Source organism: Bacillus sp. FSL M7-0003, assembly GCF_038628485.1.
Lineage (GTDB): Bacteria > Bacillota > Bacilli > Bacillales > Bacillaceae > Bacillus > Bacillus safensis.
The window spans coordinates 3,132,178-3,145,831 of sequence record NZ_CP152024.1 but is presented as its reverse complement, the minus strand read 5'-3'; the positions used below and the strand labels follow the sequence as shown (position 1 = coordinate 3,145,831).

Genomic DNA, 13,654 nt, shown 5'->3' with positions numbered 1-13,654 from the left:
TATCCATGCTGAAAGAATGAAAAAAAGCTTTTAGGTAAGTGAGGGAGACCATTTGTACCTGAAGTTCCTTTTTTGTCTGGACATATGCCATTTTTTCTTCTTTAAAAGATGATTTTCAGGATTTGATGGATGCACTCGCTATAGTTTACAGTGATACAAATGATGAAAACTCCCCGCTCTAACTAAACATAGAGCAAGGGAGTCATTAGGCGGAATGTTCAGATGATGCGGAGGTTGATTTGGTTTTTACACGTTGAGATAAAAGGAAACCAAGAATACCTGCACCCATTAATACAATAAATAAAGATTGAAAACCACTCATGATCCCAATCAATGTAGACGAAATGATACTGCCAAAATATCGAAAGGTAGAGAAAATACCAGATGCTGAACCAGATAAGCTTTGATCAACAGACGTTAAAGAAGCCATCTGCATACTGGTCATTCCAATACCTGATGAAATTCCACCTGCGACAAGTGTCACGATAAGCAGTGGTAAGGTAGGGAACTGACTGAGTGTGATTAACATGATGCCTGATAAAGTCAGACAGAGAAATGAAAAGCCAATCATTTTTTTCGCGCCTTTTTTCGGATGGAGTCTTGCCCCTAACAAGCCGCTAATAGACATGCAAAGAGAAAATACTGATAGAATAATACCGCTTTGTGTATGAGAAAGTGCAAGTTGTTGTTCCATAAACAGCGGCATAATTAGAAGAATGGCATACATCACAAAATTACTTAGCATGATCGACAGGTTTGCGTTTGTAAATGAACTGTTTTTAAAAAGCGACAAATCGATGATCGGATTCTTTACTTTTCGTACATGTTTAAAGAATAAAGGAATGACGATCAACGCTAGAATTCCATAGATCAAGTATTCATTTAGCAATTGGCTTTTAGTGCATAGAATGAGTGTGGCAATCCCGATGGTTAAGTATAGTGAACCAGTGATGTCTACATTTGCTTGTAAGCGTGTATGCTTTGTTTTTGGAATGAGTAATACGCCGGTAACAAGTGTAAGGAACAAGAATGGGATATTGACAAAGAATATAGAATGCCAATCAAAACTCTGAATAAGAATCGAACCAATAAAAGGTCCAAGTGCGGCACCAATACCGGCTCCAAACCCAAAATACCCCATTGTTTTAGACAGTTTTTCGGGGGATACTGTTGCACGAATCAATGCAATGCTATTCGGTGTTAAAATAGCACCGCCAGCTGCTTGAATGGAACGAAAAGTGATGAGAAAAGCTAGATTAGGAGCTAAAGCACATCCAATTGATCCAATTAAAAAGAGCATGACCCCAATTAAATACATTCGCCTGTGTCCGTATATATCTCCTAACTTACCAGCGATAGGCTGAGTGACTGCCATGACAATAAGATAAATTGTGACAACCCAAGTGATGTTTGCAAGGGATTGATCATAATAAGTTGATATGGATGATAGAGCGACAGCGATCATCGTTGAATTGACTGGAACTAGTATAGCTCCAAGCAACAAAGAATAGATGACGAAACTCTCTTTTTTTAACCTCAATGTGTATACCACCTTTTGTAAAAAAGAAGAATTCCACCCTTTAAGCGGGAGAAATTCCTCTCATGAAAATGTGTGTGCATGTTTCAATAAAATCTTCTTTTTGTGTGAGAACGAGTTGAAAATCTTGCTCTAGCTGCTGAATGAAAAATCCGAAATACGTACTAATGAAAATGTCTGCATAAATGTCTTCATTTCCTTTTAATACATGATGCTGGGCACCCATCTTTTTGAAATATTGTATGAGCATTTCTCTCAATTCTTGAGGATAAATCTTTTCGTGACTGGTTAAATCCTTATACATAACCGGATCTCGCATGCTGATATAAATAAATTCTTTTTTGGAAGTCAAATCTTCAAGGAAATAGGTACCGAGAAACTTCAAATCGGTGTATAAATCGCCTTTGAATTCTGCTTCTAGGGTTTTTGTCGGTGTTGATTTCATTTTCATAATGGCAGCAATCACGCCGCGTTTGTTTTTAAAGTTGCGAAAAATAGTTGCTTCACTCACATTCGCTTTTGTCGCTATTTCTTTGGTTGTTGTTTTTTGATAGCCTTTTTCAGTTAATAAATCCATTGTTGCGCGAATGATTCGTTGATTTGTAGATTTTAACAAGCATACTCACCTCAGGTTATGAATGTGTTTGCAACAAAGTAAGTATACCGATAAAACCTATGACCGCCAATATCATCCAAAATGATAAGTTTATGCACGCGAATGCTGCTTTAAAATCTGAATGCGTCCATTGCTGCCATCTACTGTCACAAGGTCACCGGATTGAAGTGTTTCAGTTGCTATTCTAGTACCTAAGACAGCTGGCATCATATACTCTCTTGCGATAATAGCTGAATGAGATAAAATGCCTCCAGCATCGGTAATGACTGCTTTCGCATCTCTAAATAAGCTCGTCCATAAAGGTGTGGTCGTTTTACAAACTAAAATATCATCCTTTTGAAATTGTGAGAATTCGTCAGCACATGTAATGACTTTTACTCTTCCAGAAACAATACCGCTGGATGCGCCAATTCCATGGATCACATCGTGTGTGTTGTTTTCATTTTCTCTTAATGAACCAAGCATTCTTTCTACTTGCTGAAGTTCTGCTTCAGTTGGTGTACCAATGTAAGCCGGTGGTTGAATATCTTCATTTTCCTTCATTTCTATCTTTCTTTGCTGGATAACCGAATCAAATGAGATAGACGTTGTGAGCGCTTTTTGTACCTCTTCATCGTAGAGATACCAAAGATCTTCTTGATGAGGAATGGCTCCTTTTTGTACAAGAAGTTCACCTATTTTTAATAGATATACCCGGGCCTTTGCATCTAACATGGCATCAATATAGAAGTGGTGGTCATCTCGGATATTCGCTGCTCGAAGGGCAAATTGATACAGCGTCTCAAATTTTGTTTTAAACGATTCATCCTTCACTTGACTCATAAAATGTTTATATGTCTCTTGTCTTTTGATCACTGCTTTTGCAAATTCTTCATCAAAATCACAATGGCAATGGATGTTATTTCTGATGATATCTAATATAAACTCCGGGTTTTCTGCCCAAGTCTCATCTGTAAGGTCATGACTTTTAACAGATCGCCAGCCGTAAACTTGGAGAAAATCCTCCAATTTCGAAATGAAATGCCTTCCTTTTTCCGAGTGATTGAGTGCATGTAACAGCTCCGAGTTCTTTTCATGTTGAATAAATGCTTGATGAAGTTCTGGATCTTGAAGGACATCCTTTGCGATATCAGATAGCACCTTGTCTGTTTCAAGAGATTTGTTCATCACGCCTATCATCATTTCGTGCAGCAAGACGACTTGGGTTGGATCACCAGTATACGTTACAAGCATGTCTTCAATGATGGCTGATAGAATGACTTGTGGTATGACGATATCAAAATGATCATCATATGCTTGAATATAAAAATCCTTTAATTCTTCAAAACCAATGATGGCTTTTTCAATGGTCATAGGTTCATTCATTTGGCGATCGAGTTTTTCGTAAAATGGAAAGAAATTTTTCTCTAGAATCTCATACATCCGTTCACTTAAATGAGGAAATAACTCAAATATACTTTCATCAAAAACGGGTGCAGCTCCTTCTTGCGCTTCTGGCAGATCCGGTGCTGAGTATAGGTGGCCTCTGTAAAGTTTAATATCTTTGATGTTCATATCAGGTACTTGATACTTTTCTCCATTTTTCTTCATCCCGCTTTTTAAGGCTGGTATGATCAGGCTTGAGAAAAGAGGGCTCGTTGGACCAGGCATATGATCATCCATTGAAATCCAGAAATCCTGCAGCTCTTCTGGCTTCATTTGAAAAGAAGCACCTGCTGTTTCATTTACTGCTTTTGGAAGAGCTGTAGTAATCGGCCTTGCTTGAAGTAAATAAAACGACCCATCTGCAATTCCAAATTCGATATCGACTCCATGTCCGTAAAGTTCTTCTACTTGTTTCGTGATTTGTGTGATTTCCTTCAATTGATCATCGTTCAGGCAAAACTGGCCAGCCATTTCCTTCGATACTGGCTCCTCGATGACACCCTCTTGGAAAGGAACAATTTGTAGCTCTTTCGCCCCAAGTGTTTTTTCAATCGAAAAATTCTCTTTATCTACAATAAACGTGTCTGGTGTCACAAGGCCGGAGACAATTGCTTCTCCCAATCCGTAGCTTGCGGTCAGCATCATTTCATTTGTTTTCCCCGATACGGGATTCTCACTAAAGATGACACCGGAGACGTCAGAATGGATCAATCCTTGAACGACAACGGCCATGAGCGGCATCTCTTCCTCATTTTCATTCATCTCTTCCTTATATTCTGTTACTCTCGCTGCAAAATAAGAAGACCAGCATTCTTTGACTGCCTGTAAAAACTCTTCATTTGTTTTGATATTTAAATAAGTCTCGTACTGTCCTGCAAATGAGGCGCCTTCGAGATCTTCAGCAACAGAAGAGGACCTGACTGCAACTGAGGGGTAAGTCTTCCGCAAGGATTGAAAGGACGAAAGCAGCTCTGCTTCCATTTGTAAAGGAAACGATGCTTCTTTGATTTTTTGAGAAAGGTTTTGTTCTGCTGGCTGCAGATTGTGATATGAAAGAAAGCTTGCAAAGCTGTTGGTTTTAATAATAAACCCATCTGGGACTGGCAGGCCGTGATTGTTTAATTTGATTAAATTCAGGCCTTTTGCCCCTGCGAGTGATGCGGATTCTTCAGCCGCATGAAATAAAACTGAATACATGGGAATGCCCCCTTATCCAAATAGCCAATGGTTTGTATGTCTCTCTATTTTTTAAAATGATAGTGCGCACTATCATTTTAATCATAGGATTGATTGGATGTTATTGTCAAAGACGGAAAGACCTATCTTTACAAAGGGGACAATCTCACTAATTTCCTTCTATTTCTAAAACAAAAGTCTCCGAACATGGAGAAAAAAGGCGAAATTGAAAACTGTGAATTGTTCAATATGCCAATCTTTACTATAATCAAGGAAGTAGACCATGAAGAGGGAGGGTTTTTGTGATTACAAAAGCCATATTTGCACTAGTTTTTCCTTTCTTGCTCGTTATTTTATTTTCAAAGGTTACTTATAATCATTATGTGGGCATTGCGTTAACAGCAGCGCTTTTATTTGCTTCGTACATGAAAGGCTATACAGAAACCTACTTTATTGTGGGATTAGATATTATTTCTTTAGTAGCTGGGGCTTTGTTTATGGCTAAGAAAGAAATCGAAAAAAGAGAAAAAGCTGAAAAACATCAATGATGTTATCGCTATCAAGAGCATGATGGCTGAAAATTGACATGTTTTAAACAAAAGCTGTGCTTACGATTTCTAGTAAGCACAGCTTTCTTTTTCTGCTCATCGAATATCTCACTCCAAAATGTTCCATACTGAAAGGAAGGTTTTCTTAAGAGGGTTATTTCCCATGGGAGAGAGGGTATGACTGTATTGGAAATAAAAATCAAGTAAGAGCCGAACTTTAGTTCGTATTTTTGTGTTCTTTTATGATAATATATTCATTAGATAGATTTCGTAACGAAACGGAGGCTTTGATGTGAGTGACCGCTTTGAATTAGTTTCTAACTATCAGCCCCAAGGAGATCAGCCAAAGGCGATTGAAAAGCTTGTTGAGGGGATCCATCAGGGGAAACAGCATCAAACGCTGTTAGGTGCTACAGGTACGGGAAAGACCTTTACTGTCTCCAACCTGATCAAAGAAGTGAATAAACCGACACTTGTCATTGCGCATAATAAGACACTTGCCGGTCAGTTATACAGCGAATTCAAGGAATTTTTTCCGAATAACGCTGTTGAATATTTTGTGAGTTACTATGATTATTATCAGCCAGAGGCATATGTACCTCAGACCGATACATTTATTGAGAAGGATGCCAGCATCAATGATGAGATTGATAAGCTGAGACACTCGGCTACGTCCTCGTTATTTGAGAGAAGAGATGTCATCATCATTGCCAGTGTGTCCTGTATTTATGGCTTAGGTTCGCCAGAGGAATACAGAGAGCTTGTGCTGTCTTTGCGTACTGAAATGGAGATTGAACGCAATCAGCTTCTTCGTAAGCTGGTGGATATTCAGTATTCTCGTAATGATATAGATTTTCAGCGCGGAACCTTCCGAGTCAGAGGAGACGTTGTTGAGATTTTTCCCGCTTCACGAGATGAGCATTGTATCAGAGTGGAGTTTTTCGGTGATGAAATTGAACGTATTCGTGAAGTGGATGCGCTGACTGGAGAAATACTTGGTGATCGAGATCATGTGGCGATTTTCCCAGCATCTCACTTCGTCACAAGAGAAGAAAAAATGGAAAAAGCCATTATCAATATTGAACAAGAGCTAGAAGAACAGCTTGAAAAGCTTCGCAAAAATGGAAAATTGCTTGAAGCGCAGCGCCTTGAGCAGCGGACAAGATATGACCTTGAGATGATGAGAGAGATGGGCTTTTGTTCAGGAATTGAGAACTATTCAAGACATCTGACCTTGCGTCCGCCTGGTTCAACACCTTACACACTGCTTGATTATTTCCCAGATGATTTTATGATTGTTGTCGATGAGTCGCATGTGACGATTCCGCAAATCCGCGCCATGTACAATGGGGACCAAGCTAGAAAGCAAGTGTTGGTTGATCACGGATTCCGCCTGCCATCAGCACTTGATAACAGACCGCTCACCTTTGATGAGTTTGAAAAGCATATCAATCATATTGTGCATGTATCAGCAACGCCTGGTCCGTATGAGCTTGAGAAAACACCAGAGGTTGTGGAACAAATTATCCGTCCAACGGGATTACTTGATCCAATCATTGAAGTCCGTCCGATTGAAGGACAAATTGATGACTTAATTGGAGAAATTCATGCACGAGTTGAGAAAAATGAGCGTGTGCTCGTGACCACACTGACGAAGAAAATGTCTGAGGATCTCACAGATTACTTAAAAGAAATCGGAATCAAGGTGAATTACCTGCATTCAGAAATTAAGACCCTTGAGCGGATTGAGATTATCCGTGATTTGCGTCTCGGTAAATATGATGTGCTTGTTGGAATCAACCTTCTTCGTGAAGGACTGGATATTCCAGAGGTGTCGCTTGTGGCCATTTTAGATGCGGATAAAGAAGGCTTTTTACGCTCTGAAAGATCCCTCATCCAGACGATTGGCCGTGCAGCGAGAAATGCAGAAGGCCGGGTCATTATGTATGCAGACAATATGACGAAATCGATGGACATTGCGATTCAAGAAACGAAGCGAAGACGAGAACAGCAAGAAGCATATAACGAGAAATTCGGGATTACACCGCAAACGATCCATAAGAAAATTCGAGATGTCATTAAGGCAACAAAGATACATGAGGATTCAGAAGAATACGAAACAAAAGCAGCACCAAAGCTTTCGAAAATGAGCAAAAAAGAACGAGAAAAAGTGATCGAAAAAGTCGAGATGGAAATGAAAGATGCAGCAAAAGCGCTTGATTTTGAAAAAGCAGCAGAATTAAGAGATCTATTGCTAGAGCTAAAAGCGGAAGGATGATTGCCTGATGGCTATGGAACGAATAGAGGTGAAAGGTGCTAGAGCCCACAACCTTAAAAATATTGATGTGAATATCCCGCGTGACCAGCTAGTGGTCATTACGGGATTATCTGGTTCAGGAAAATCGTCGCTTGCCTTTGATACGATTTATGCAGAAGGTCAGCGCAGGTACGTTGAATCTCTTTCAGCGTATGCACGCCAATTTCTTGGGCAGATGGATAAACCGGATGTAGATGCCATTGAAGGTCTTTCTCCGGCGATTAGTATTGACCAGAAAACGACGAGCCGAAACCCTAGATCAACAGTTGGTACTGTCACTGAAATTTATGATTACTTGCGTCTCTTGTATGCTCGAGTCGGAAAACCGATTTGTCCTATACATGGAATTGAAATTACGTCACAAACGATTGAGCAGATGACAGATCGTATTTTAGAATATCCTGAAAGAACGAAATTACAAGTGCTTGCACCAGTTGTATCCGGCCGCAAAGGAACACATGTGAAAGTGCTTGATCAAATTCGGAAGCAGGGCTATGTACGAGTGAGAGTCGATGGAGAGATGGAGGATCTTTCAGAAGATATCGAGCTTGAAAAGAACAAGAAGCATTCCATTGAAGTAGTCATTGACCGAATTGTCGTGAAGGAAGGCGTTGCTGCTCGGCTGTCTGACTCCCTTGAAACGGCGCTGCGGCTGGGCGAAGGCCGAGTGATGATTGATGTGATTGGACAAGAAGAGCTGTTATTCAGCGAACATCATGCTTGTCCGCATTGCGGGTTCTCTATTGGTGAACTTGAGCCGAGAATGTTTTCGTTTAATAGTCCTTTTGGTGCCTGCCCGAGCTGTGATGGGCTCGGTTCAAAACTGGAAGTCGACCCTGAGCTTGTCATTCCTAATAAGGATCTGACTTTACGGCAGCATGCCATTGCACCATGGGAGCCGCAAAGCTCGCAATACTATCCGCAGCTTCTTGAGGCTGTTTGTACACATTATGGCATCGACATGGACATTCCTGTGAAAGATATCCCATCGCATTTATTTGATAAAATTTTATATGGAAGCGGATCTGAACGGATTTATTTTAAATATGAAAATGATTTTGGTCAGGTACGTGAAAATGAAATTGAGTTTGAAGGCGTTCTTCGTAATATTGAACGGCGTTATAAGGAAACCAGCTCTGATTATATTCGTGAACAAATGGAAAAATATATGGCCAATCAGCCATGTCCGACATGTAAAGGATATCGTCTGAAAAAAGAAACGCTGGCGGTTCTCATCAATGGCAAGCATATCGGAGAAATCACCGATTTGTCTGTCTCTGATGCCCTTGATTTCTATGAAAAAATTGAGTTGTCTGAGAAAGATTTGCAGATTGCCCAGCTCATTTTACGTGAAATCAAAGAGCGTTTGTCCTTCTTAAATAATGTGGGCTTAGATTATCTGAATTTGAGCCGGTCCGCTGGCACACTATCAGGCGGAGAGGCGCAGCGGATTCGCCTGGCAACTCAAATCGGCTCAAGGCTGACAGGTGTTCTTTATATATTAGATGAACCATCCATTGGTCTGCATCAGCGCGATAATGACCGGTTGATTGGGACGTTGAAAAATATGCGTGACATCGGGAACACACTGATTGTCGTGGAGCATGATGAAGATACCATGCTAGCCGCTGATTATTTAATAGATATTGGACCTGGAGCAGGAGTTCATGGAGGAGAAGTGATTTCAGCTGGAACGCCAGAAGAAGTCATGAAGGACCCGAAATCCTTAACAGGCCAATATTTATCAGGTGAGAAATTTATTCCGCTGCCAATTGAGAGAAGAAAGCCTGACGGCCGCTATATTGAGATAAAAGGTGCAAAAGAAAACAATCTGAAAAACGTGAATGCGAAGTTTCCTCTGGGCGTCTTTACAGCTGTGACCGGAGTATCCGGCTCAGGGAAAAGTACGCTTGTGAATGAAATTCTATTAAAATCACTTTCACAAAAATTGCACAGAGCGAAGGCGAAGCCAGGGCAGCACAAAGAAATCAAAGGAATGGATCATTTGGATAAGGTCATTGATATTGATCAATCTCCAATTGGCCGTACACCAAGATCCAACCCTGCCACGTATACAGGTGTCTTTGATGATGTGCGGGATGTGTTTGCACAAACAAACGAAGCAAAGGTACGAGGCTATAAAAAAGGCAGATTCAGCTTTAACGTCAAAGGCGGCCGCTGTGAGGCGTGCCGCGGGGATGGCATCATTAAAATTGAAATGCACTTTTTGCCAGATGTGTATGTGCCTTGTGAAGTGTGTCACGGGAAACGTTATAACCGCGAAACACTCGAGGTCACATATAAAGGGAAAAACATTGCTGATGTGCTTGAAATGACTGTGGAGGACGCACTCCAATTTTTCGAGAATATCCCGAAAATAAAGCGGAAGCTTCAAACGATTTATGATGTGGGGCTTGGATACATTACACTTGGACAGCCTGCAACGACATTGTCCGGAGGAGAGGCACAGCGCGTGAAATTGGCATCTGAGCTTCACCGCCGTTCAAACGGAAGGTCCCTTTATATTTTGGACGAGCCGACAACAGGACTGCATGTAGATGATATTGCCCGTTTATTAAAGGTGCTTCAGCGTTTGGTTGAAAACGGAGATACGGTGTTGGTCATTGAGCACAACCTTGATATTATCAAGGCTGCTGATTATCTCGTTGATCTCGGACCAGAAGGTGGTGCAGGCGGCGGAACGATCATTGCCTCTGGCACTCCTGAGCACATTGCAAAAGAAGAAGCATCTTACACAGGTCAATACTTGAAGCCTATTTTAGAGCGTGACCGTAAACGCATGAAACAACTGGTTAAAGAAACGGAAAGTGTGACTTCTTCATAAAGAAACCCCCTCGATAGGGACTGACCCCCGTTTTTGAGACAGGGATCAAAACACCTTTATACAGCCAATTGCCGTTAGTTGATCGGTGATTGGTTGTTTAGTTTTGTTTGAATACGAATGTTGTTATAATAATAAATGTATTCTTTGACAGTGCGTTCTACAATGTTGGTTGTAGTTCGATCAATGCTGTTAAGATAGAACGTTTCAGACTTTAGCGAGGAATGAAACGATTCGATGGAGGCATTATCAGCGGGCGTCCCTTTACGGGACATGCTCATGGTAATGCCTTTTATATGAACAGCTTTCTGATACTCGTAAGATGTATACACAGAACCTTGGTCGCTATGTAACACACAGTTTTCAGGCAGTGCTGGGAGCTGATCAAGTGTGTTTAAAATAAAGTCTGTGTCCTGCTTATCACCAATCGTAAACGCAATTACTTCTCCATTATATAAATCCAATATACTGGAAAGGTACAATTGTTTCTGTCCATAAGGCAAATACGTGATGTCCGTTACTAGTTTTTCAAGAGGGCGATCAGATTGAAAGTTCCGATCCAGTATATTACCGGCCACGGCATAGGGCTGCCCATTCTTCTTACGCTTTTTCATTTTAACCCGGCACTGCCACTGGTTTTTCTGCATGATACGTTGAACAGTTTTATGGTTAATATGCATCCTCATTTTTAGTATGGCTGTGATTTTTCGATATCCATATCGATACTTGTGCTCTCGGCACAACGTGCCGATTTGTTCCTCTAGTTGTTTTTTAGAATGATTCTGAGTCAGATCTTTTTTCCATCTATAGTACGAAGCGCGTGAGACGCCTAAATGGACACAGATGTCCTGTACTGTCATTGTTTTGCACAATTCTTCTACCAGTTTGATTGACGTTTCCTTATCAACTTCCTTTCCAATTCGTTGTACTTTTTTAAAACTTCATTCTGTTGACTCAGATAGCGATTTTCTGCCTGCAGTCTCTCTAATTCGGAAGAGTACTCGGGACCCTTTCTATGGGTATATTGTTTTCCAACAGGCTGTTCGAACCGGTGTGTATCCCCAGCCTTATGCCACCTCACCCATGTCTGAACCTGCGTTTTATTTTTGATATTCAATTCCCGCAAAATCTCTTTCATTGATACGCCTGCCAATCTCATTTCTACAGCCTTCTGTTTGACTTCAACCGGATAACTCACTCTTGTCCCCATAGAAAAAACACCTCCATGTTTTATTTCGGATTACAACGATCCGTTTTCAAACTTGAAGGTGTTTTTTATTTGTCTCATCTTATGGGGTCAGTCCCATAAGAGGGGTTTTTCTTTTACTGCACATCTTCCTTCGGCATTAAATTACTGAGGTGCGTTAAATCCTTTAAAATATGGGTGCTGCTGCTGTCGAGCAGTACCTTTAAATAACGGATATCACCATACTTTGGATGAGACGGATGAATGGTCTCAAGCTCCTTGATCATATCGCTGTTCATGCTTTTCTGTTTCTGTATAAGGTCTAAAAGCGTTTGAGCCGTATGTTTTGAATTATGATGATCTGTCAAAATAATTACCCCCTATAATGATAATCACCATCTTTTCAACATATTTTAAAGGGTAATCTGTGAAGAATCTACTCTTAGGTGCAAAAAGAAATAATTTGTGTCTAAGGTCATATGTAAATCGAATGATTTTGAAACTTTTTATACGCAATAAACGTATGAGTTAGAAAGGGATTTTCGTTATGAAGGAGCGAATATATATGAATAGAGATCAGTCGATTATTGCTTCTATTTGTTATTTTAGTGTATTATTTATGCCGTTTATCGTACCGATCGTGGCGTTTTTTGTAGTAGATCAAAAGGAAACGAAGCGGCACGCATTGCGGGCATTATGGTCACATCTTTTGCCGGTCGCAGCGTGCATTTTGTTGATTTTTGGGTCTATCCCATTTTTATTGACGACACAGGCAGGTGACTCGCTCATTCCAGTCATGACGGTGTTCATCTTGTCTTTTTTAGTAGTCATTGGCTTTTTGATCTCTGTCATTTGGAATATCATTCAAGGTATTAAAGTACTTCAATCCATCAAATCTTAGGAGGGCTTTTTATGAATGAAAAAGAACGAATTTTAAAATTAGTAGAAGACGGAGTATTATCAGCAAAAGAAGCAATTACGCTGCTGGAAAAACTAGAAGAAGGTCAGTCAGTCTCATTAGAAAAGTCTACGGCTGATCACACCTTTCATGAAGAAAAAGCTGGAGCAGAGAGCAAAGGAAACGGCACCGAAAATCTTGGGGCAAAGCTGTTTGGCTGGTTAGACTCTGCGGTGAAAAAGGTAAAAGACGTGGATCTTGATTTGAACTTTGGACAGTCCGTTGATGTTGAGCACATTTTTCAGTTCAAGGACGCATCGCTTTCCCATTTAGATATTCAATTGGCGAACGGCAGCCTCAACGTGATGCCTTGGGACGATCGAGATATTCGAGCAGAATGTCATGCAAAAATTTACCGTGCAGAGGATGGAGAGCAGGCAAGACAGCAATTTCTCAATCAATTGGACTGCGGGCTTGAAGGAGATAAATTTTTTATTCGAACCGAAAAGAAGACGATGAAAGTCAATGTTACATTATACGTACCGCCTATCCAATACGATAAGATCAAGGTCAAGCTGTTTAATGGACCGATTCGCGGGGAAAAGCTAAAGACAAAAGAACTTGCCGCGAAAACGACAAATGGTGTTGTCTCTTTTGCTTCGTTACAAGCAGAAAAAGTCGGAATAGAAACAGCAAACGGACAAATCAAACTGGCAGATCACGAGTGTGGTATGATTGAAGTAGAAACCATCAATGGGCTCATAGACCTGCGCGGGAAAAGTGAATCAATTGATGCTCAAAGCTTTAATGGAAATATTGCTGTTCAGCTGTCAGATGAAAAGTGCCGTTCCATCTATGCGAAAACGACAACAGGCAGTGTGGACGTTCAGATTCCGCGTGCATGTGCAGTGACCGCTGAGCTGAAAAGCAATCTTGGGTCTATCTCTCACGATTTACTTGATGCAGAGATGATTAAAGAAAAAAATGAAACATTACAAAAAGAGAAAATGATCAAAGCCAATCAACAAGCGGTGCACAGTATATCCATTTTTGCAGAAACAAAAACAGGCTCAATACAAGTAAAGCACCAATCAGACAAGGAGTGATTC

General features: G+C 40.6%; 10 protein-coding genes. 5 read left to right on the top strand and 5 right to left on the bottom strand.

Annotated features, from left to right (window positions below):
• Nucleotides 1-205: 205 nt before the first annotated feature.
• From MHI23_RS16230 to MHI23_RS16220, 3 genes are all read right to left on the bottom strand, one after another.
• Complete coding sequence (locus MHI23_RS16230; RefSeq protein WP_024426233.1) at nucleotides 206-1,540, bottom strand: MFS transporter; 1,335 nt, start codon at nucleotides 1,538-1,540, stop codon at nucleotides 206-208.
• Between the two features lie 40 nt (nucleotides 1,541-1,580).
• A complete protein-coding gene (locus tag MHI23_RS16225; RefSeq protein ID WP_025093985.1) occupies nucleotides 1,581-2,153 on the bottom strand; it encodes a TetR/AcrR family transcriptional regulator in 573 nt (190 codons plus the stop codon).
• A 90-nt stretch (nucleotides 2,154-2,243) separates the two neighbouring features.
• Nucleotides 2,244-4,775: a PEP/pyruvate-binding domain-containing protein gene (locus tag MHI23_RS16220; RefSeq protein ID WP_342492098.1), complete on the bottom strand. Its 2,532-nt coding sequence runs from the start codon at nucleotides 4,773-4,775 to the stop codon at nucleotides 2,244-2,246.
• A 281-nt stretch (nucleotides 4,776-5,056) separates the two neighbouring features.
• On the opposite strand from MHI23_RS16220, the gene MHI23_RS16215 reads away from it, so the two are divergent.
• The 3 genes from MHI23_RS16215 (at nucleotide 5,057) to uvrA (ending at nucleotide 10,464) form a co-directional block, all read left to right on the top strand.
• Entirely contained in the window at nucleotides 5,057-5,302 is a 246-nt protein-coding gene (locus MHI23_RS16215) for a CsbA family protein (RefSeq protein WP_025093987.1), read from the top strand.
• Nucleotides 5,303-5,594: 292 nt separating this feature from the next.
• On the top strand, nucleotides 5,595-7,580 hold the full coding sequence (uvrB, locus tag MHI23_RS16210) for an excinuclease ABC subunit UvrB (protein WP_342492097.1): 1,986 nt from the start codon (nucleotides 5,595-5,597) through the stop codon (nucleotides 7,578-7,580).
• 7 nt (nucleotides 7,581-7,587) lie between these two features.
• Nucleotides 7,588-10,464 (top strand): excinuclease ABC subunit UvrA, encoded by a 2,877-nt coding sequence (uvrA, locus tag MHI23_RS16205; RefSeq protein WP_034623782.1) that lies wholly within the window; start codon nucleotides 7,588-7,590, stop codon nucleotides 10,462-10,464.
• A 74-nt stretch (nucleotides 10,465-10,538) separates the two neighbouring features.
• Here the strand turns inward: uvrA and MHI23_RS16200 are convergent.
• Nucleotides 10,539-11,671 (bottom strand): IS3 family transposase gene (locus MHI23_RS16200; RefSeq protein ID WP_342492096.1). Its coding sequence is split into 2 segments (ribosomal slippage): nucleotides 10,539-11,398 and nucleotides 11,398-11,671, totalling 1,134 coding nucleotides; the frame shifts between segments, so codons are not numbered across the junction.
• Nucleotides 11,672-11,784: 113 nt separating this feature from the next.
• Nucleotides 11,785-12,015, bottom strand: a complete 231-nt coding sequence (locus MHI23_RS16195; RefSeq protein ID WP_024427654.1) for a hypothetical protein — start codon at nucleotides 12,013-12,015, stop codon at nucleotides 11,785-11,787.
• 197 nt (nucleotides 12,016-12,212) lie between these two features.
• Between MHI23_RS16195 and MHI23_RS16190 the strand changes: the two genes are divergently transcribed.
• Together MHI23_RS16190 and MHI23_RS16185 are read left to right on the top strand one after the other, a co-directional pair.
• Nucleotides 12,213-12,548, top strand: coding sequence for a hypothetical protein (locus tag MHI23_RS16190; RefSeq protein WP_024427655.1), 336 nt, complete (start codon nucleotides 12,213-12,215; stop codon nucleotides 12,546-12,548).
• A gap of 11 nt (nucleotides 12,549-12,559) precedes the next feature.
• Nucleotides 12,560-13,651, top strand: coding sequence for a DUF4097 domain-containing protein (locus MHI23_RS16185; protein WP_342492095.1), 1,092 nt, complete (start codon nucleotides 12,560-12,562; stop codon nucleotides 13,649-13,651).
• Nucleotides 13,652-13,654 lie beyond the last annotated feature (3 nt).

What these genes read in the sequence shown, in the direction of transcription:
- uvrA (WP_034623782.1), top strand. Translation starts at nt 7,588, where the DNA reads ATGGCTATGGAACGAATAGAGGTGAAAGGTGCTAGAGCCCACAACCTT.
- MHI23_RS16190 (WP_024427655.1), top strand. Translation starts at nt 12,213, where the DNA reads ATGAATAGAGATCAGTCGATTATTGCTTCTATTTGTTATTTTAGTGTA.
- MHI23_RS16185 (WP_342492095.1), top strand. Translation starts at nt 12,560, where the DNA reads ATGAATGAAAAAGAACGAATTTTAAAATTAGTAGAAGACGGAGTATTA.
- MHI23_RS16220 (WP_342492098.1), bottom strand. Translation starts at nt 4,775, where the DNA reads ATGTATTCAGTTTTATTTCATGCGGCTGAAGAATCCGCATCACTCGCA.